This is a genomic window from Bradyrhizobium glycinis, assembly GCF_016031655.1.
Classification (GTDB): Bacteria; Pseudomonadota; Alphaproteobacteria; order Rhizobiales; family Xanthobacteraceae; genus Bradyrhizobium; species Bradyrhizobium glycinis.
In genome coordinates this window covers 46,823-66,561 of sequence record NZ_JACCHQ010000004.1, presented here as the reverse complement: position 1 = coordinate 66,561, position 19,739 = coordinate 46,823, and the positions used below count along the sequence as shown (strand labels likewise).

The window sequence follows — 19,739 nt, the reverse complement described above, 5'->3', positions numbered from 1 at the left end:
CCTAGATGTCGGGCACTGTTAACCCTGATTTCATTCCGACTTGCGAAAATAGCGCCCGACCGTTCCCCAACAAGAGAGAGCTGATGGCGTTCGGACTATTTCGGAAGCGTCTGCCGGACATGGCCGCGCCTGCGGCAGCCCCGGAGGCTGCGCAGCCGGCGGCTACTTCCGCACCCGCCCCGACCGCCGAAAGTGATTCGGCCCGGGAAATCCTGGAACTGCTGGAACTCGAGCTCGGCGCCATGATCCGCCAGCTCGAGCGCGCCGCCAATTCGGTGGCCAGCGGCGCCGAGGCGACCGCGGCGACCCTCGCCGCCATTCGCGACCGCACCGACGCCCTGACCGGCCGGACCAACGCGGCGCAATCGACCGCCTCCACCTTCGCCCATGCCGCCGACAAGTTCACCCAGTCCGCGCAAGGCATCGGCGCGCAGGTCCGCGAGGCCGGCAAGCTCGCCGACGAGGCCAGCGCCGCCGCACAGGAAGCCCGCGCCAATGTCGACCGCCTGCGCGAATCCTCCGCCGCCATCGGCAATGTCGTCAATCTGATCGCGCAGATCGCGCGGCAGACCACGCTGCTCGCGCTCAACTCGACGATCGAGGCCGCGCGCGCGGGCGCAGCTGGAAAAGGCTTTGCCGTCGTCGCCACCGAGGTCAAGGCGCTCGCGGTGCAGACTCAGAGCGCGACCGAGGAAATCACGAAGAAGATCGACGCATTGCAGCGCGACGCCGCCGGCTCGGCGGAGGCGGTGCACCGCATCTCGCAGGCGATCGAGGCGATCCGCCCGGTGTTCGACACCGTCAACGGCGCGGTCGCCGAGCAGAATGCCACGACCAGCGAAGTCTCCGGCAATGCCGCCAGCGCCTCGGAGTTCATCGTCTCGGTCGGCGAGAGCGCGGCCGAGATCGACGCGGCCACCAAGGCGGCCGAGTCCCATGGCGAAAGCGTCGCCAGCGCCGGCAAGGCCGTCACCACCTTCGCCCAGAAGCTGAAATCGCGCTGCGCGGTGCTGCTGCGCCAGAGCGAGCACGACGACCGTCGCAAGACCGAGCGGCTGCCCTGCCACCTCAAATTCGAGACCGCGCGCGGCGGGATGCCGGTCTATGAAATCGCGATGGACGGCGTGCTGATCGGCGGCGCGGACGCAGGCCGGCTCGCAGCGCAAGCGACGATCGAAGGCAGCTTAGAGGACATCGGTGCCTGCCGGCTGCGCGTGGTCGAGCAATCCAAGGCCGGCGCCCGCGCGCAATTCGTCGGCGCCACCGCCGCGCTCAGCGAGAAGATCGAGGACAAGCTCTGGTCGATCCATGAGGAGAACACCGAGTTCGTCACCCGCGCCATGGAGGCGGGCAATGCGCTGACGAAGCTATTCGAGCAGGCGGTTGCGCGCGGCGAGGTCAAGATCGACGACCTCTTCGACACCGACTACGTGGAAATCGCCGGCACCAATCCGCAGCAATACCGCACCAAATATCTCGACTGGGCCGATCGCGCTTTGCCGCCGTTCCAGGAAGCCTTTCTGGCGAGGGAGCCGCGGATGGCGTTCTGCGCCATGGTCGACCGCAACGGCTTTTTGCCGGTGCACAACAAGATCTATTCGCATCCGCAGCGGCCCGGCGACGTCGCCTGGAATACGGCCAACAGCCGCAACCGGCGCATCTTCAACGATCCGGCGGGGCTCGCCGCCGCACGCAACCTGCGATCCTACCTGGTCCAGAGCTATGCGCGCGACATGGGCAACGGCAACACGGTGATGATGCGCGAGATCGACGTCCCGATCCGCGTGCAGGGCCGGCACTGGGGCGGCTTCCGCACGGCTTACAAGCTGTAGCACCCCGAGGGCGCTCCAGCGTCCCAAAACAAAAAGCTCGAAAACAACCCCATGCACAGTAGCCGGGGTGTGCGGAATCAATGGCTTACCGGCAGCTATGGCGCGCTTTGACTCGTCGGGCAAAACACGGGCATTAATGCTATTATTCCGAAATGTCGGAGCGCCCGCCTTTCCCTCTCACAGCGGGGACTAGACGAGGTGTCGCTCCTCTTACCCTCCCCTGGAGGGGGAGGGTCGGCACGCGATCGAGCGCAGCGAGATTGCGTGGCGGGGTGGGGTGACGGTCTTTCCACATCCAGCACTGCCCGTGTGGAGAGATCACCCCACCCCGCTCGCGCTGCGCGCGATCGACCCTCCCCCTCCAGGGGAGGGTGGCAGCGGCGATTGCCGTGCCAGCTAGCTCAACCAGAACTTCGGCGTCGTCGGCTCCAGCCTTCCGCCGATGCGCACCGGCGCGATGCGCAGCGCGAGGCCCGTTGTGTCGTCGGTCTCCACGGCGACGCCGCTGAGCGTCGCAGTGCCGGCCGCCGGCTCGAAGCGGCTCGACGGAATGCCTGATGTGAACCGGCGCAGCGGCTCTTCCTTCTGCATGCCGATGATGGAATCGTAATCGCCGGTCATGCCGGCGTCGGTCATGTAGGCGGTGCCGCCTGAGAGGATCTGGTGGTCGGCCGTCGGCACATGCGTGTGCGTGCCGACGACGAGGCTGGCGCGGCCGTCGCAGAAGAAGCCGATGCCCTGCTTCTCGCTTGAAGCCTCGCAATGGAAATCGACGACGATGGCGTCGGCGGCGACACCGAGCGGACAGGCCCCGAGCTCGCGCTCGAGCGCCGCGAAGGGATCATCGAACGGAGTCATGAAGACGCGGCCCAACGCGTTAATGACGAGGGCGTGCTTGCCATTCTTGGTCTCGACCAAGGCGGCGCCGCGGCCGGGCGTGCCGCGCGGATAGTTGGCGGGGCGCACCAGGCGGTCGGCGCGTTCGATGAACACCAGTGCCTCGCGCTGATCCCAGGAGTGATTGCCGAGCGTCACCGCATCGGCGCCGGCCTCGAGAAACTCCTGGTAGATCGCTTCCGTGATGCCGAAGCCGCCGGCCGAATTCTCGCCGTTGACGACGACGAGATCGAGCGACCAGTCCTTGACCATGCCGGGCAGATGTTCGGAAACGGCCTCGCGCCCGCTACGGCCGACGACGTCACCCACGAAGAGAATGCGCAACTTCAGAACTCCGGAAATCGAACACGTCCGATTCCGTTAGCACATAATCCAGCGCCACGTCGTGGGATAGTGCCGGAACCGCCTCGATCTCCTGAGCTGCAAACGCAAGGCCGATGCCGATGATGTGCTTGGCCTTGCGCAAATGCGCGAAGGTGAAATCGTAATGGCCCGCGCCATAGCCGATGCGATGGCCGAGCCGGTCGAAGGCGGCGAGCGGCGTCAGCATGATGTCGGGGATGACTTCGGCCGCCGCAGGTGAAGGTTCGGGAATGCCGAGCGGGCCGAGCATCAGGCGGTCGTTCGGATGGAAGATGCGGAAGATCAGCGATTGGCCGCGCGCGGTGACGCAAGGCAGCGCGAGCCTGGCGCCCTCTTCCGCGAGCTTCGTGAGCAGCGGCATCGGATCGATCTCGCTGCGGATCGGCGAATAGCCGGAGACGATGCTGCCGGGCAGCAGCTTGAACGGCAGCCCGCGCTTGGCGAGCTTTGCGGCCGCAGCGATGCGTTTCTTCTCGCTCAGCGCATCGCGCTTGGCGAGGGCTTTGGCACGAAGTTCGGATTTCGAGTTCGGCATGTGCGCTTGCTCCGCGGTCATCGCCCGCCTTGTGCGCCCTCGCGCACTGGGCGGGCGATCCAGTATTCCAGAGACGCCAGTGATCAAACATCGACGCCGCGGCGTCCTGGATGCCCCGGTCCCGGCTCCGCTAGGCTACGCCGGGCCAACGCGGGTGCTCGGCCGGCGAAGCTTCAGCGAAGACGGCAAGCCGGGGCATGACACTGCCGGTTTGTCGTAGACCCCACTCGACAAGAACTCATTGCAAGCAAACGAAAGTGCGAAGCCGCGGACGCCGTTGAAGCACTCGATCCCGGAGTTCCCTACGAAAGTAGGTGGGCACCATATGTCCGGGCCCACGGGCCCGGCCAGGGACAGTTCCCTAAAGGATCGATAAGGCCCCGGGGATATATGGCTCCTGACGCACGTCGCAGCCTCGCCTGGGCAATGTAACAACGATACTGACGAATCGCCAGTGCGACGAGAGGGTCGGGCTCCGCTGCGCTTTCTTACCCTCCCCTTGAGGGGCCGGGCTATCGCATATGAGATGTGGCTATGGGCACCGGCTGTCTCCACAGCGTCATGGCCGGGCTTGTCCCGGCCATCCACGTCTTTCCGCGCGGCACAAAGAACGTGGATGCCCGGGACAAGCCCGGGCATGACGACCTCTGCAATATTCAAATGCGATTGCCCTGCCCTGGAGGGGGAGGGTTGTGACGCATGGAGCGAAGCGAAATGCGGGGTGGGGTGACAGTCTCTCCACTCGAACAGTGCCCGTGGGGAGAGATCACCCCACCCCGCTCGCGCTGCGCGCGATCGACCCTCCCTCCCTCCAGGGGAGGGTAAGGGGCGCGGAGCCATCAAGCTCAACAATTGATCGAGTCTTCCGAAGAGCTTCAGCCGATCGCGATGCCGTTGCCGACGGTGCGGTTCAGGACCTGGGTCGATTTCTCGATGCGTTCGGCGGCGGCGTTGAGTGCGTTGACCACGGCGGTCTGCGTCATGCGGGCGCGCTCGACGGCGGCGTTGCGGAAATCCCTGAGCTCGGTCAATTCCTGCTCCAGGGTACGGACGCGGTTGGTGGTGTCGATCAGTTCGTCGCACACGGTCAGCGCGGCCATCACGGTCAGGCGCGCATCGCCGATCTCGCCGAATTTTCCGCGCAGCGACTGGATACGCGTCTCCAGCGTTTCGGCGAGCTTGAGCAGCCGCACCTCCTGGCCCTCCTCGCAGGCCATGCGATATTGCCGGCCATTGATGGTGACGTTGATGTGGCTCATCCATCCTCTCCGGTATCGAGCACCGAGCGTATCGTGACGATCGCGGAATCCAGCCGGTCGGAGATCTCGCGATTGGTGCGCTCGAGCTTGCGTGCCTTCACCAGCGCGCCATCGAGCTCGTCGGCAAGACGCGAGCGATCCGCGCCGAGCGCCTGGATTCGCGCCGCAAGCTCGTTCTCGTCGCGATCGGCGTCGCGCCGCCGCTCCACCGCACTTTCGAGCGCGTCGAGCGCCGCCGTGAGTCTGCGGGTCGCAATCTCGATCTCGACGGCGGATGATTCCGTCATGGCGGAACTGTTGGATACGCGATCGTTCATGCAGTCAGCGGCGGAACCTGGCGGCCTTTGCCCAGTGGCCTTTCCCTGGAGCTTGCCGTCCGGCAAAAGACTCGGTTCGGCAAGCGGTTAGAAGCAGAAATTTACGTGGCAAGCTAGCCAAGCGCAACGCCGCCGCAAAACTATGCACCGATCAATCGGGACGACGTGTCGCTGCGTCGATTCCGCTCGGCGCGATCGCGGCGGAAACCGATGTCCACACAGGCAACTTTTACGGCCAAACCGGCGTTTGATTGCCTTGGACTCCCGGAACCGAGGTGCTATCCAGCCCCCACCTCCCGTGGCTGCCAGGCTCGATCCCGCGCGGCGCGCACGGCCATCAAGCACCTCATTTCAGACGGATTTTCATCATGATGCAGCTCGATGCCACCCGTACGGCCTATACGCAGGTCGACCACACCCGTATGGCTAACGCGATCCGCGGCCTTTCGATGGACGCTGTCGAGAAGGCGAAATCGGGCCATCCCGGCCTGCCGATGGGCGCCGCGGACATCGCCACCGTGCTGTTCACGCAGTTCCTGAAATTCGATGCCTCAGCGCCCGCTTGGCCGGACCGTGACCGCTTCGTGCTCTCGGCCGGCCACGGCTCGATGTTGCTCTATTCGCTGCTGTATTTGACCGGCAATGCCGAAATGACGCTGGATCAGATCAAGCAGTTCCGCCAGGTCGACTCGCTGACCCCCGGCCACCCCGAGAACTTCCGCACCAAGGGCATCGAGACCACAACCGGCCCGCTCGGCCAGGGCATCTCGACTGCGGTCGGCATGGCGCTGGCCGAGAAGATGCTCGCGGCCGAGTTCGGCAAGAAGATCGTCGACCACCACACCTATGTGCTCGCCTCCGACGGCGACCTAATGGAAGGCGTCTCGCAGGAAGCGATCGCGATGGCCGGGCACTGGAAGCTCAACAAGCTGATCGTGCTCTACGACGACAACGGCATCTCGATCGACGGCCCGACCTCGATTTCCGATTCCGTCGACCAGGTGAAACGTTTCAAGTCGGCGGGCTGGGCCGCTGAAAAGATCGACGGCCACGACCAGGCCGCGATCGCCGACGCGATCACGCGCGCAAAGAAATCCAACAAGCCGACGCTGATCGCCTGCCGCACAACGATCGGCTTCGGTGCGCCGAACAAGGCCGGCACCGCGAAGGTGCATGGCGAGGCGCTCGGAGCCGATGAGCTCAAGGCCGCCAAGGAAAAGCTCGGCCTCTCGCTCGAGCCGTTCGCGGTCGCCGACGACGTGCTGAAGGCGTGGCGCGCAGCCGGCAGCCGCGGCGCATCGGCGCGGCTGGAATGGGAAGCCCGGCTCGGCGAGCTCGGCAGCCGCAAGCGCGCCGAGTTCGAGCGCCGCCTGCGTCATGAGCGTCCGGCCTCGTTGGCAAAGGCGCTGAAGGCGCACAAGAAGGAGCTCCTGGAGAAGCCGCTGACGGCGGCGACGCGCAAATCCTCGGAAGCCGCGATCGAGGCGATCGCAGCCGCGATGCCGATGGAATTTTTGGCCGGCTCGGCCGACCTCACCGGCTCCAACAACAACAAGGCGAAGTCAGCGACCGCCTTCTCGGCCAAGACGCCGAAGGGCCGCTTCATCCACTACGGCATCCGCGAGCACGGCATGGCCGCCGCGATGAACGGCATCTTCCTGCATGGCGGCTTCGCACCGAATGGCGCGACCTTCCTCGTGTTCACCGATTATGCGCGTCCGGCGATGCGCCTGGCCGCGCTGATGGGTGCCGGCGTCGTCTACGTGATGACCCACGATTCCATCGGCCTCGGCGAAGACGGCCCGACCCATCAGCCGGTCGAGCATCTCGCCGCGCTTCGCGCCATTCCCAACATGCGCGTATTCCGTCCCTGCGATGCCATCGAGGTCGCCGAGTGCTGGGAGCTCGCGCTCAACCGCGTGGACGGACCGACCGTGCTGGCGCTGACGCGGCAGAACCTGCCGCAGCTGCGGACCACCGCGCCGAACGACAATCCCTGCGCGACCGGTGCCTACGAACTGGTCGCAGCCCAGGGCGAAGCCAAGGCGACGCTGTTCGCCTCCGGGTCCGAGGTCGAGATCGCGGTCGCGGCCCAGAAGCAGCTCGCGGAACGCGGCGTCGCCTCGCGCGTTGTCTCCGTTCCCTCGCTCGAGCTGTTGTTAGCGCAACCAGAGGCGAAACGCGCTGCCATCATCGGCAACGCGCCGGTGAAGATCGCGATCGAGGCCGCCGTGCGCTGGGGCTGGGACGGCGTGATCGGCCAGGATGGCGAATTCATCGGCATGCATTCGTTCGGCGAAAGCGGCCCTGCAAAGGAGCTTTACAAGCATTTCGGCATTACCGCCGAGGCCGCGGTTAACGCTGTGCTGAAGCGCGTTTCCTGAGAGTTGAGCTTGCCGCAAAAAAGGACTACCTAATCTCCCATATGATCAAGCACCGCCCGGCCGAACCGGGCGCCCGCCCCTAAAAAACCCTCGCATGCGTGCAAAGCGCGTTGTGCGGGATGACAACGGTCATTGAAGGAGACGAAACATGGCAGTCCGCGTCGGAATTAACGGTTTTGGCCGCATCGGCCGCAACATCCTGCGGGCTATCGCCGAGTCCGGCCGCAAGGACATCGAGGTCGTCGGCATCAACGACCTCGGCCCGGTCGAGACCAACGCCCATCTCCTCCGCTTCGACAGCGTCCATGGCCGCTTCCCCGGCACCGTCACCGTCGACGGCGACTCCATCAGCCTCGGCAACGGCAAGATCAAGGTGACCGCCGAGCGCGATCCCTCGAAGCTGCCCTGGAAGGATCTCGGCGTCGACATCGCGCTGGAATGCACCGGCATCTTCACCTCGAAGGACAAGGCCTCCGCGCATCTGACCGCCGGCGCCAAGCGCGTGCTGGTCTCCGCGCCCGCCGACGGCGCCGACGCCACCATCGTCTACGGCGTCAATCACGACACGCTGACCAAGGATCATCTGGTCGTCTCCAACGGTTCCTGCACCACCAACTGCCTCGCCCCGGTCGCCAAGGTGCTGAACGATCTCGTCGGCATCGAGACCGGCTTCATGACCACGATCCACGCCTATACCGGCGACCAACCGACGCTGGACACGCTGCACAAGGATCTCTACCGCGGCCGTGCCGCTGCGATGTCGATGATCCCGACCTCGACCGGCGCCGCGAAGGCGATCGGACTCGTGCTGCCCGAGCTGAAGGGCAAGCTCGACGGCGTCGCGATCCGCGTGCCGACCCCGAACGTCTCGGTCGTCGACCTCAAGATCGTCGCCAAGCGCGCCACCGACGCCAAGGAAGTGAACGCTGCGATGAAGCGCGCCAGCGAGCAGCAGCTCAAGGGCATCCTCGGCTACACCAGCGCGCCCAACGTCTCGATCGACTTCAACCACGATCCGCACTCCTCGACGTTCCACGAGGACCAGACCAAGGTGCAGAACGGCACGCTGGTGCGCGTCATGTCCTGGTACGACAACGAGTGGGGCTTCTCGAACCGCATGGCCGACACCGCCGTTGCGATGGCGAAGGTGATCTGAGCACGGTCTCGTGTCCCGGGCGCGGTGCAGCGCCTAAGCGCTGCTCCGCAGAACCGGGACCCATTCAACCGCGGGACTCGCCGCAACGTGGGTCCCGGTTCAGCGCAGCGGCGCTTTGCGCCGCAGCTCGCCCGGGACAAGGAAGCGTCAGATGACCAACAAATTCCGCACCCTCGACGACGTCGACGTGAAGGGCAAGCGCGTGCTGCTGCGCGTCGACCTCAACGTGCCCATGGAGAACGGGCGCGTCACCGACGCCACCCGGCTCGAGCGCGTTGCGCCGACCATCACCGAGATCGCGGACAAGGGCGGCAAGGTCATCCTGCTCGCGCATTTCGGCCGGCCGAAGGGACGCGACGCCAAGGACTCACTCAAGCCCGTCGCCGAGGCGCTGGCGAAGGTGGTGAAGAAGCCCGTCGCCTTCGCGGACGACTGCATCGGCGAGCCCGCGGCCAAGGCGGTTGCCAGCCTGAAGGATGGCGACATCCTGTGCCTGGAAAACACCCGCTTCCACAAGGAAGAGGAAAAGAACGATCCCGCCTTCGTCGCGGAATTGGCAAAGCTCGGCGACATCTGGGTCAATGACGCGTTCTCTGCCGCGCACCGCGCCCACGCCTCGACCGAGGGCCTCGGCCACAAGCTGCCGGCCTATGCCGGCCGCACCATGCAGGCCGAGCTCGACGCGCTGGAGAAGGCGCTGGGCTCGCCGACCAAGCCTGTCATCGCCATCATCGGCGGGGCCAAGGTCTCGACCAAGATCGACCTTTTGGAAAACCTCGTGACCAAGGTCGACGCGCTCGTGATCGGCGGCGGCATGGCCAACACCTTCCTGCACGCGCAGGGCGTTGCGGTCGGCAAGTCGCTGGCCGAGAAGGATCTCGCCGCGACCGCGCTGCGCATCTTGGAGAAGGCGGACGCGGCCAATTGCGCGATCATCCTCCCGGTCGATGCCACCGTCGCCTACCACTTCGCCGCCAACGCGCCGTCGCATGCCTATGGGCTCGACGCGATCCCGGCCGACGGCATGATCCTCGACGTCGGCCCGCAATCGGTCGCGCGCGTTCACGCCGCCATAGACGATGCGGCGACGCTGGTCTGGAACGGACCCCTGGGCGCGTTCGAGATGCAGCCGTTCGACCGCGGCACGGTCGCGGCCGCCAAGCACGCCGCCGAGCGCACCAAGGCCAAGAAGCTGATCTCGATCGCGGGCGGCGGCGACACCGTCGCAGCGCTCAACCAGGCCCATGTGGCCGGTGACTTCACCTATGTGTCGACGGCCGGTGGCGCGTTCCTTGAATGGATGGAAGGCAAGCCCCTGCCCGGCGTTGAAGTTCTGCGTAGCAAGTAATCAAGCGGCCTTGCAGGCCCCAACGGGAGACAAAGACAGATGGCTCGGATCACGTTACGTCAATTGCTCGACCACGCGGCAGAGAACGATTACGGCGTACCGGCCTTCAACATCAACAATATGGAGCAGGCGCTGGCGATCATGGACGCGGCCAACCAGGTCGACGCGCCCGTCATAATCCAGGCATCGCGCGGTGCGCGCTCCTACGCCAACGACGTCATGCTCAAGCACATGATGGACGCGGTAACCGAGATCTATCCGCACATTCCGGTCTGCGTGCATCTCGACCACGGCAACGAGCCGGCGACCTGCATGACCGCGATCCAGGCCGGCTTCACCTCGGTGATGATGGACGGCTCGCTCAAGGCCGACGGCAAGACCCCCGGCGACTGGGGCTACAATGTCGGCGTCACCAAGACGGTGACCGACATGGCCCATCTCGGCGGCATCTCGGTCGAGGGCGAACTCGGCGTGCTCGGCTCGCTCGAGACCGGCATGGGCGACAAGGAAGACGGCCACGGCGCCGAAGGCAAGCTCAGCCACGACCAGCTCCTGACCAATCCGGACGAGGCCGTGAAGTTCGTCAAGGAGACCAAGGTCGACGCGCTCGCGATCGCCATGGGCACCTCGCACGGCGCTTACAAGTTCACCCGCAAGCCCGACGGCGACATCCTCGCCATGAACGTGATCGAGGAGATTCACCGCAAGTTGCCGAACACGCATCTCGTCATGCACGGCTCGTCCTCGGTGCCGCAGGAGCTGCAGGACATCATCAACGCCTATGGCGGCAAGATGAAGCCGACCTGGGGCGTGCCGGTGAGCGAGATCCAGCGCGGCATCAAGAACGGCGTGCGCAAGATCAACATCGATACCGACAACCGCATGGCGATGACCGGCCAGATCCGCAAAGTGCTGAAGGACAGTCCGGAAGAGTTCGATCCGCGCAAGTACCTGAAGCCGGCGATGGAAGCCATGACCAAGCTGTGCAAGCAGCGCCTGCAGGAGTTCAACACCGCGGGCCAGGCGTCCAAGATCAAGAAGGTGCTGACAACCGCCGAGATGGCCAAGCGCTACGCCAAGGGCGAGCTGGATCCGAAGGTCGCGTAAGGGATCCCCGCGTCGCGTCAGCGATCGCGAAGGTGGCTTGACTCCTGAATAGCCTCTCCGTCATTCCGGGGCGCCCCGCAGCGGCGAGCCCGGAATCCATAACCACAGCCTGGGGTTATGGATTCCGGGCCTGCGCCTTCCGGCGCATCCCGGAATGACAGCCTTCCTTGCGACGACATTCCCTCCCACCCCCTTTACCCTGCGACGAACGATAACTCGGCAATTGCCCGAGAACGGTCTATTTTCACGGGCAAGGGCAGAATCGTTTTGGGAGGACCTCTCGATGAATCTGACTGAGCTCAACAGAATCGCGACCACCATGGTCGCGCCGGGCAAGGGCATCCTTGCCGCCGACGAATCCTCCGGCACCATCAAGAAGCGCTTCGACGCCATCGGCGTGGAATCGACCGAAGAGAACCGCCGCGATTATCGCGAGATGCTGTTTCGCGCCAAGGACGCCATGAGCCAGTACATCTCCGGCGTGATCCTCTATGACGAGACGATCTGGCAGAACGCCAAGGACGGCACGCCGCTGATCAAGCTGATCGAGCAGGCCGGCGCCATTCCCGGCATCAAGGTCGACGAAGGCACGCAGGCCCTGCCGATGTGTCCGGGCGAGCTCGTCACCGTCGGGCTCGACAAGCTCGCCGAGCGCTTAAAGAAGTACTACGAGCGCGGCGCGCGCTTCGCCAAATGGCGCGCGGTGATCGACATCGGCAGCGGCATCCCCTCGATGACCGCGATCAGCGTCAACGCCCACGCGCTGGCGCGCTACGCCGCGCTGTGCCAGGCCGCGCAGATCGTGCCGATCGTCGAGCCGGAGGTGCTGATGGACGGCGACCACGATATCGAGCGCTGCTATGAGGTGACGCAACGCGTGCTCAACACGACCTTCCAGGAATTGCGCGTGCAGCGCGTCGCGCTGGAAGGCATGGTGTTGAAGCCGAACATGGCAATCGCCGGCAAGAAATGCGCAAAGCAGGCCTCCGTCGAGGAGGTCGCGGAGAAGACGATACGGCTGCTCAAGGCCTGCGTGCCGGCGGCGGTGCCCGGCATCGCCTTCCTCTCCGGTGGCCAGTCGGACGAGGAAGCGACCGCGCATCTCAACGCCATGCACAAGCTTGGGTCCCTGCCCTGGGGCCTGACCTTCTCCTACGGCCGCGCGCTGCAGGCCGCACCGCAGAAGGCCTGGTCCGGCAAGGCCGAGAATGTCGCGGCCGGCCAGCGCGCCTTCAGCCATCGCGCCCGGATGAACGGCCTCGCCTCCAAGGGCGAATGGCAAAGCAGCCTGGAACAGAAGGCAGCCTAGACCTTGTCGAACAGACCGCCTCCGCCGCGTCCGGCGCCGCGTCTCTATCTCGCGACGCCCGTCGTCGATGATCCCGCGACGCTGGTTGCCGAGCTGCCGGGGCTGATCGCGTCCGCCGACGTCGCCGCCGTGCTGCTGCGGCTGAAGGAGACCGATCAGCGCAGCATGATCTCGCGCGTCAAGGCATTGGCGCCGCCCGTGCAGAAGGCGGGTGCGGCACTCCTCGTCGACGGCCATCCTGATATCGTCGCGCGCGGCGGCGCCGACGGCGCACACCTGCCCGGCATCGCCGCGCTGGAGGAGGCGCTGCCGTCGCTCAAGCCAGATCGCATCGCCGGTGTCGGTGGGCTGACGACGCGGCACCATTCCATGGATGCGGGCGAGATGGGGGCGGACTATGTGCTGTTCGGCGAGCCCGATGCGAAAGGCCAGCGGCCCTCGTCGCAAGCAATCGCCGAGCGGCTGGACTGGTGGGCCGAGCTGTTCGAGCCGCCCTGCGTCGGCTTTGCCACCACGCTGGACGAGGCCTACGATTTCGCCGCCAGCGGCGCCGATTTCGTGCTGGTCGGCGACTTCATCTGGGCCGATCCGCGCGGGCCCAAGGCTGCGCTGATCGAGGTCGATGCCGCGATCAAGAAGGCCCATGCGACCGCGCTGGCCGGCCAAGAGAGCCGGGAGCACGGCTAGCGCCCGACATGAAGCTCCCGTGCATCACCATGCTGGCCACGCTGCTGCTGACAGGGCCCGCGGCGGCGCAGCTGCAGATCACCCCGCCGGCGACGACGCCGAGCGCACCGGCAGAAAAGCAGAAGCCAAAGCCGCCCGCGCCTGCCAAGAAGAAGGAGGCAGCACCGGCGCCGAAGCCCTCGGCATCGCCCAAGCCGTCCCCCTCGCCCAAGCCGGCAACCGTGATCCCCGCGCCGCCGGCCGATGATCCCAACGTAGACCTCGTGTTCGGCGCCTATCAGCGCGGCCAATACAAGACGGCGTTCGAGCTCGCCACGGTGCGCGCGCAGGCCGGCGATCCCAAGGCGATGACCATGCTCGGCGAGCTCTATTCCAACGCCATGGGCATAAGGCGCGATTACGCCAAGGCGGCCGAATGGTACAAGCGCGCCGCCGATGCCGGCGATCGCGAGGCGATGTTCGCGCTCGCCATGCTGCGCATCTCCGGCCGCGGCGGCCCGGTCGACAAAAGCGAGGCGGTCAGGCTGATGGCCTCCGCCGCCAAGCTCGGCGAGCCCAAGGCGGCCTACAACCTCGCGCTGCTCTACCTGGACGGCCAGACGCTGCCGCAGGACGTCCGGCGTTCGGCGGAACTGTTGCGCCAGGCCGCCGATGCAGGCCTGCCCGAAGCGCAATACGCGCTCGCGACCTTCTACAAGGAAGGCACCGGTGTGCCGAAGGACCCCGAACGCGCGGTGCGGCTGCTGCAGGCCGCCTCGCTCGCCGACAATGTCGATGCCGAGGTCGAATATGCCATCGCGATGTTCAACGGCACCGGCACGCCGAAGAACCAGCCGGCGGCCGTCGCCCTGCTCCGCAAGGCCTCCCGCCAGGGCAGCGCGATCGCGCAGAACCGGCTGGCATGGGTGCTGATCAACGGCGTCGGCACGCCCGTGGACAAGATCGAGGGCTTCAAATGGCACCTGGTGGCCAAGACATCAGGCAAAGGCGACCCGGAGCTCGACAAGCAGTTCTCCGATCTGCCGGCTGATGACCGCGCCAAGGCCGAGGCCGCCGCCAGGAAGTGGCTCGGGTCCAAATGACTTGACGCGAGGCCCCTCACGGGGCACCCAGTCCCTCAAACAGGCGTGTTTCCGCGCCTCTCTTCCCGATCAAGACCAGAAGCACATGCTGTATTCCGCCACTATCAACGTCATGGTCAAGGCGGCGCGCCGCGCCGGCCGCAGCCTCAAGCGCGATCTCGGCGAGATCGAGCATCTCCAGGTCTCGCTGAAGGGGCCGGCGAATTTCGTCTCGCTCGCCGACAAGCGCGCCGAGGAGATCCTCTACCAGGACCTCGCCAAGGCCCGGCCCGGCTACGGCTTCATCGGCGAGGAAGGGGGCACGCGCGAGGGCACCGACAAGAGCCACACCTGGATCGTCGATCCCCTGGACGGCACCACCAACTTCCTGCACGGTATCCCGCAATTTGCGATCTCGATCGGGCTTGCGCGCGAAGGCACGGTGATCGCCGGCGTGATCTACAACCCCGCCAATGACGAGCTCTACATCGCCGAGCGCGGCAAGGGCGCCTTCCTCAACGACCAGCGCCTGCGCGTCGCCGGCCGCCGCCAGCTGAGCGAATGCGTGGTGGCCTGCGGCCTGCCCCATATCGGCCGCGGCGATCACGAGGAATTCCGCCGCGAGATGACCGCGATCCAGGACCGCGTCGCCGGCCTGCGCCGCTTCGGCGCCGCCGCCCTCGATCTCGCCTTCGTCGCCGCCGGCCGCCTCGACGGCTATTGGGAGCGCAATCTGTCGCCTTGGGACATCGCGGCCGGGCAGATCATGGTCAAGGAAGCCGGCGGCACGGTGAGCGACATCGACACGCCGGGCGATGCGCTGACGACGGGCCATGTCGTGTGCGGCAACGAGTACGTGCACGGGGAGCTGGTGAAGATTTTGCGGAAGGCGGCGTAGGGCGGAAGCTCGCGCTCCACATTCCCCTCTCATTCTCGGGCGCACCTCTCGGCGCGATCCATTGATCGGTGTGCGCCCGCGCTGGCCGGCCGTGCGCTTCAGCTTCCCGCGCCAGCGCTGTGGCTCATCTGTCGCGGCTAAGACTCGTCATCGTCGGACTCCTCGTCCCGATATTCCCCGCCGAGGGTCAGGCCCTCGATCATGGTGGCGCCTTTTGACTTGATCACCCGGCGAAGCGGGACCGAGCTCTCGCTTCGCAAGGCCTCCATCAACTGCTCCGAGTGGGTGACGATCCAGATGTCGGCGCGGCCCGATGCTTTGACGATCAGCCGGGCCAACGGCGCCAGCAGCGACGGATGCAGGCTGGTCTCGGGTTCGTTCAGCGCGATGAACGGCGGCAGCCGATATCCCATGAACACGGCGAGCAGGCAAATGTATTTCAGCGTCCCGTCGGACAATTCATGAGCCCCAAACGGACGCGGCATATCCTCGAGTTGCAGATCGAATTCACACGAGCCGTTTCTTTCCCACGCGCGGAGCTCAGCGCCCGGAAAGGCATCCTGGATCGCGTCCTGCAAGTCGGTTGCGTCTTCCCTGATAGTATAGAGTGTCGCCAGGGCCGCGGCCAGGTCGCTACCATCGGCACTGAGCGAGGGCGTCGTGATCGCCAGGCACGGCTTTCGTATCGGTGACGCCGGATCGGTGCGAAAGTCGTGATAGAAGCGCCAGCCCAGCATTGCGCTTCTGATCAAATCGATTTCAGGACATTCCTTGCCGTTGAAGAAGCCCGCAAGCGCCGGCTCGGACGGCAGCACAGCATCCTTGTGGCTGCTCCATGCGCCGCTGTCGCTGCGGACGCTGACGAGCGAATTCTTCCGCTCCATCAGCCGAACCGTTCGTTTGCCCTGCGTCGCCTCGATACTCTCTTCCTTGATCATCGGCTCGCCGGCAAACGCTGGCGCAACCGGGCTCGGAAATCCGATCTCAATAGAGTATTTCAGGCGATCGAATCTGGCCGATAATCGCAGTCGTCCATCCTCGCCCCGTTTGCGGATGCCTGACCAGCAGACCGAATTCAGTCCGCCCTCCTCGGCGATCGTGCGCGTGATCCGCCCGGTCGCCGCGTCGCGCAACAGCGACAGGGACTTGTAGAGATTGGACTTGCCGACACCATTTTCGCCCACGAAGACGGACAGGGGGTGGATTGGTAGGGAGAGCCGCCGGATCGAGCGATAGTTCGAGATCGCAATATCGGTCGGACGCATCAGGTGCTCTCAATCGGCAGGTGTGCATTCGCGCTGCAGTGCGAATGCACGTTCTTTCAATCCAGAGATGTAGTCTGGATCGACGAACCCGAGAAGGCAAGCTCCGCTCTCATTCTCGGTTCGCGTTGCGTGCGCCCGGAATGACGGAAGGGTAAGTCAGTGGCCGGTGTGCGCCCGCGCCGGCGGGCCGTAGGCCTCGCCCTTTCTCGCCGCCTTCGGCTCCCGGTCCCCCGCCAGCACGCGCTGCACCGAGACGAAGAACACGGGCACCATCAGCAGCGCCAGGATCACCACCGCGATCATGCCGCCCATCACCACGCTGCCGAGCGCCTGCTGGCTGGCGCCGCCGGCGCCGTGGGCGATGGCCATCGGCAGCACGCCGCAGATGAAGGCAAGACCGGTCATCAAAATGGGACGGAAGCGCAGCCGGCAGGCTTCGATGGTGGCTTCGACCAGCGGCTTGCCTTCTTTCCGCAAGTCTTTCGCGAACTCGATGATCAGGATCGCGTCCTTGGCGGCAAGGCCGATGATGGTGATCAGGCCGACGGTGAAATAGACGTCGTTGGGCAGGCTCCGCAGCGTCGCAGCCGCGACCGCGCCGACGATGCCGAGCGGCACGGTGAGCAGCACCGCGAGCGGAATGGTCCAGCTCTCGTAGAGCGCGGCGAGGCACAGGAACACCACGAACACCGACAGCGCGAGCAGGAACGGCGCCTGCGAACCCGACAGCTTTTCCTGCAGCGACTGTCCGGTCCATTCATAGCCGAAGCCGCGCGGCAACCGGTCGGCGAGCCGCTCCATCTCGGCGATCGCATCGCCCGAGGTGAAGCCGGGCCTGGCCTCGCCGGAGATGCGCACCGCCGGATAGTAGTTGAAGCCCGCGATCTGGGTCGGGCCGCGCGCCCATTCGACCGTGGCGAAGGACGAGAACGGCACCAGCTGGCCGCGGCTGTTCTTGACGTTGTAGTTGAGGATGTCCTCGGTCCGCATGCGGTCGCGGGCATCAGCCTGCACCACGACGCGCTGCATGCGGCCGCGGTTCGGGAAGTCGTTGATGTAGTTCGAGCCGAGATTGGTCGAGATGGTGTTGTTGATGTCCTCGAAGGTGACGCCAAACGCACCGGCCTTCTCGCGGTCGATCATGAGATTGACCACGCCCGCCTCGGGCAGGCCTTCGATATAGACCTTCTGCAGCACCGGGCTGGCATTGGCCTCCGCGATCAGCTGGTCGGCGGCGCGCATCAATTGCTGATAACCCTTCTGGCCGCGATCCTGGAGGCGGAACGAGAAGCCGGAAGAGTTGCCGAGATTGTCGATCGGCGGCGGCTGCAGCGCCGAGATTTTCGCGTCGCGGATCGAGGTGCCCAGGTCGCGGTTGATGTCGTTGACGATCGCCGCAGCGGAGTCCTTCGGCCCGCGCTCCGACCAGTCCTTCAGCGTGATGAAGGCCTGCGCGGTGTTCATGCCCTGGCCGGAGAAGCTGAAGCCGGTGAGGAAGGTGACGTTGTCGACGCCCGGCCGAGCGGCGAGGTATTTCTCGACCTTCTCGATCACGGCTTCGGTGCGGGCATAGGATGAGTCGGACGGCGTCTGCACGTCGGTGGTGATGAAGCCCTGGTCGTCGACGGGCAGGAAGCCGCCGGGCAGGTTGACGAAGGCCCAGGACAGCCCGACCAGCAGCGCGGCATAGACCAGCATCAGGCGGCTGGTGCGATTCAGCGAAAAGCCGACGGTGCGCGCATAGTGAAACCGGCAGGCCTCAAGGAAACGATTGAACCGGCTGAACACGAAATTGGTCGAATGGCCATGCCCCTTGGCAACAGGCTTGAGCAAGGTCGCGCACAGCGCCGGCGTCAACGACAGCGCCAGGAAGGCGGAGAAGCCGATCGCGGCGACCATGGTGACGGAGAACTGGCGGTAGATGATGCCGACCGAGCCCGGGAAGAACGCCATAGGCACGAACACCGCCATCAGCACCAGCGTGATGCCGATGATGGCGCCGGTGATCTGCGACATGGCTTTCCGCGTCGCTTCCTTCGGCGGCAGGCCTTCCTCGGCCATGATGCGCTCGACGTTCTCGACCACGACGATGGCGTCGTCGACGAGGATGCCGACCGCGAGCACCATGCCGAACATCGAGAGCATGTTGATGGAATAGCCGGCGAGCAGCAGCGTGGAGCAGGCGCCCAGCAGCGCCACCGGCACCACGATGGTCGGAATGATGGTGTAGCGGATGTTCTGCAGGAACAAGAACATCACCACGAACACCAGCACCACGGCTTCGACCAGCGTCGACAGCACCTTCTTGATCGAGGCCTCGACCACGGGCGTGATGTTGTAGGGGATCTCGTAGGTGATGTTGGCTGGGAAGAAGCGCGACAGCTCCTTCATCTTGGCCTCGACCGCGCTCGCGGTCGCCAGCGCATTGCCGGTCGGCGACATCAGCACCGACAGGCCCGCCGTCGGCTTGCCGTCGAGGCGCGTGTTGAACTGATAGCTGAGACCGCCGACCTCGATGCGCGCGACGTCGCGCAGGCGCACGGTCGAGCCGTCGGCATTGGCGCGCAGGATGATGGCGCCGAACTCGTCCGGCGACGAGAGCTGACCCTTGACCAGCACCAGCGCCGAGGTGCGCTGGCTCGAGGTCGACGGCTCGGCGCCGATGCTGCCGGAAGCGACCTGCGCGTTCTGCGCGCTGATGGCCTTGTTGACGTCGTCGGCGGTCAGGCCATAGCCGACCAGCTTGGCCGGATCGACCCAGACACGAAGCGAGCGCTCGGTTGAGTACAGCGTGGCGCGGCCGACGCCGGGAATGCGCCGGATCTCGCCGAGCACGTTGCGGATCATGAAGTCGCCGAGACCGACTTCATCCAGGCTGCCGTCGGTCGAGTTCAGCGTGATGATCTGAAGCACTGCGCTCGAGGCTTCCTCGATCAGGATGCCCTGCTGCATCACCGCGCGCGGCAAGCGCGCCTCGACGCGCTTGATGCGGTTCTGGACCTCGACCGAGGCTGCACTGGTATCGGTACCCGGCTGGAAGTTGGCGATGATCTCGACCTGACCGAGCGAGTCGCTGGTCGATTCGAAATTGAGGATGTTGGCGGCGCCGTTGAGCTCCTCCTCGATCAGTCGCGTGACGCTGTTGTAGAGGTTTTCCGGCGACGCGCCGGGATAGCTGGTCGAGACCGAGATCGAGGGCGGCGCGATGATCGGATATTGCGCGATCGGCAGCAGCGGCACCGCGATCGCACCGATCAAGCAGATGAACAGCGCAACGACCCAGGCGAAGATCGGCCTGTCGATGAAGAAACTCGGCATATC

The 19,739-nt window shown here is 65.5% G+C and carries 15 protein-coding genes and 1 other RNA gene; 9 read left to right on the top strand and 7 right to left on the bottom strand.

The features are described 5' to 3' along the window. Positions 1–83: 83 nt before the first annotated feature. Positions 84–1,832, top strand: a complete 1,749-nt coding sequence (locus tag HZZ16_RS08965; RefSeq protein WP_197948113.1) for a methyl-accepting chemotaxis protein — start codon at positions 84–86, stop codon at positions 1,830–1,832. 396 nt (positions 1,833–2,228) lie between these two features. Here the strand turns inward: HZZ16_RS08965 and HZZ16_RS08960 are convergent, their stop codons facing one another. The 5 genes from HZZ16_RS08960 to HZZ16_RS08940 form a co-directional block, all read right to left on the bottom strand. After that, the gene (locus HZZ16_RS08960) at positions 2,229–3,053 is read right to left on the bottom strand and encodes a TIGR00282 family metallophosphoesterase (protein WP_197948112.1); all 825 of its coding nucleotides are present in this window, start codon (positions 3,051–3,053) and stop codon (positions 2,229–2,231) included. Continuing rightward, a complete protein-coding gene (locus HZZ16_RS08955; protein ID WP_197948314.1) occupies positions 3,031–3,627 on the bottom strand; it encodes a 5-formyltetrahydrofolate cyclo-ligase in 597 nt (198 codons plus the stop codon). The genes HZZ16_RS08960 and HZZ16_RS08955 overlap by 23 nt, the downstream gene beginning before the upstream one ends. A 258-nt stretch (positions 3,628–3,885) precedes the next feature. Next, a non-coding RNA gene (ssrS, locus tag HZZ16_RS08950) (6S RNA) lies at positions 3,886–4,046 on the bottom strand. A gap of 456 nt (positions 4,047–4,502) precedes the next feature. After that, entirely contained in the window at positions 4,503–4,886 is a 384-nt protein-coding gene (locus HZZ16_RS08945; protein ID WP_035998340.1) for a cell division protein ZapA, read from the bottom strand. Next, complete coding sequence (locus tag HZZ16_RS08940) at positions 4,883–5,203, bottom strand: DUF4164 domain-containing protein (protein WP_014439722.1); 321 nt, start codon at positions 5,201–5,203, stop codon at positions 4,883–4,885. The genes HZZ16_RS08945 and HZZ16_RS08940 overlap by 4 nt, the downstream gene beginning before the upstream one ends. A 368-nt stretch (positions 5,204–5,571) precedes the next feature. On the opposite strand from HZZ16_RS08940, the gene tkt reads away from it, so the two are divergent. The 8 genes from tkt (at position 5,572) to HZZ16_RS08900 (ending at position 15,153) form a co-directional block, all read left to right on the top strand. Further along, positions 5,572–7,587, top strand: coding sequence for a transketolase (tkt, locus tag HZZ16_RS08935; RefSeq protein WP_197948111.1), 2,016 nt, complete (start codon positions 5,572–5,574; stop codon positions 7,585–7,587). Positions 7,588–7,735: 148 nt separating this feature from the next. Then, positions 7,736–8,743 carry a type I glyceraldehyde-3-phosphate dehydrogenase gene (gene gap / locus HZZ16_RS08930; RefSeq protein WP_197948110.1) on the top strand — a complete coding sequence of 336 codons (1,008 nt, stop codon included), beginning with the start codon at positions 7,736–7,738 and terminating at the stop codon, positions 8,741–8,743. 151 nt (positions 8,744–8,894) lie between these two features. Next, positions 8,895–10,091: a phosphoglycerate kinase gene (locus HZZ16_RS08925; protein ID WP_197948109.1), complete on the top strand. Its 1,197-nt coding sequence runs from the start codon at positions 8,895–8,897 to the stop codon at positions 10,089–10,091. 39 nt (positions 10,092–10,130) lie between these two features. Then, on the top strand, positions 10,131–11,198 hold the full coding sequence (gene fba, locus HZZ16_RS08920) for a class II fructose-bisphosphate aldolase (protein ID WP_197948108.1): 1,068 nt from the start codon (positions 10,131–10,133) through the stop codon (positions 11,196–11,198). A gap of 283 nt (positions 11,199–11,481) precedes the next feature. Beyond that, positions 11,482–12,507: a class I fructose-bisphosphate aldolase gene (locus tag HZZ16_RS08915; RefSeq protein ID WP_197948107.1), complete on the top strand. Its 1,026-nt coding sequence runs from the start codon at positions 11,482–11,484 to the stop codon at positions 12,505–12,507. Between the two features lie 3 nt (positions 12,508–12,510). After that, the gene (locus HZZ16_RS08910) at positions 12,511–13,194 is read left to right on the top strand and encodes a thiamine phosphate synthase (protein ID WP_197948106.1); all 684 of its coding nucleotides are present in this window, start codon (positions 12,511–12,513) and stop codon (positions 13,192–13,194) included. Between the two features lie 8 nt (positions 13,195–13,202). After that, entirely contained in the window at positions 13,203–14,276 is a 1,074-nt protein-coding gene (locus tag HZZ16_RS08905; protein ID WP_197948105.1) for a tetratricopeptide repeat protein, read from the top strand. 85 nt (positions 14,277–14,361) lie between these two features. Then, on the top strand, positions 14,362–15,153 hold the full coding sequence (locus HZZ16_RS08900) for an inositol monophosphatase family protein (protein ID WP_197948104.1): 792 nt from the start codon (positions 14,362–14,364) through the stop codon (positions 15,151–15,153). Between the two features lie 137 nt (positions 15,154–15,290). On the opposite strand, the gene HZZ16_RS08895 is transcribed toward HZZ16_RS08900, so the two are convergent. Both HZZ16_RS08895 and HZZ16_RS08890 read right to left on the bottom strand, forming a co-directional pair. Then, positions 15,291–16,418: an AAA family ATPase gene (locus HZZ16_RS08895; protein WP_197948103.1), complete on the bottom strand. Its 1,128-nt coding sequence runs from the start codon at positions 16,416–16,418 to the stop codon at positions 15,291–15,293. A 156-nt stretch (positions 16,419–16,574) separates the two neighbouring features. Next, positions 16,575–19,736, bottom strand: coding sequence for a multidrug efflux RND transporter permease subunit (locus HZZ16_RS08890; RefSeq protein ID WP_197948102.1), 3,162 nt, complete (start codon positions 19,734–19,736; stop codon positions 16,575–16,577). Positions 19,737–19,739: the final 3 nt, after the last annotated feature.

Bases quoted from the DNA above. Each gene is read 5' to 3' on its own strand.
- HZZ16_RS08965 (WP_197948113.1), top strand. From the start codon at position 84: ATGGCGTTCGGACTATTTCGGAAGCGTCTGCCGGACATGGCCGCGCCT.
- HZZ16_RS08955 (WP_197948314.1), bottom strand. From the start codon at position 3,627: ATGCCGAACTCGAAATCCGAACTTCGTGCCAAAGCCCTCGCCAAGCGC.
- HZZ16_RS08945 (WP_035998340.1), bottom strand. From the start codon at position 4,886: ATGAGCCACATCAACGTCACCATCAATGGCCGGCAATATCGCATGGCC.
- HZZ16_RS08940 (WP_014439722.1), bottom strand. From the start codon at position 5,203: ATGAACGATCGCGTATCCAACAGTTCCGCCATGACGGAATCATCCGCC.
- tkt (WP_197948111.1), top strand. From the start codon at position 5,572: ATGATGCAGCTCGATGCCACCCGTACGGCCTATACGCAGGTCGACCAC.
- gap (WP_197948110.1), top strand. From the start codon at position 7,736: ATGGCAGTCCGCGTCGGAATTAACGGTTTTGGCCGCATCGGCCGCAAC.
- HZZ16_RS08925 (WP_197948109.1), top strand. From the start codon at position 8,895: ATGACCAACAAATTCCGCACCCTCGACGACGTCGACGTGAAGGGCAAG.
- fba (WP_197948108.1), top strand. From the start codon at position 10,131: ATGGCTCGGATCACGTTACGTCAATTGCTCGACCACGCGGCAGAGAAC.
- HZZ16_RS08915 (WP_197948107.1), top strand. From the start codon at position 11,482: ATGAATCTGACTGAGCTCAACAGAATCGCGACCACCATGGTCGCGCCG.
- HZZ16_RS08905 (WP_197948105.1), top strand. From the start codon at position 13,203: ATGAAGCTCCCGTGCATCACCATGCTGGCCACGCTGCTGCTGACAGGG.
- HZZ16_RS08900 (WP_197948104.1), top strand. From the start codon at position 14,362: ATGCTGTATTCCGCCACTATCAACGTCATGGTCAAGGCGGCGCGCCGC.
- HZZ16_RS08895 (WP_197948103.1), bottom strand. From the start codon at position 16,418: ATGCGTCCGACCGATATTGCGATCTCGAACTATCGCTCGATCCGGCGG.
- HZZ16_RS08890 (WP_197948102.1), bottom strand. From the start codon at position 19,736: ATGCCGAGTTTCTTCATCGACAGGCCGATCTTCGCCTGGGTCGTTGCG.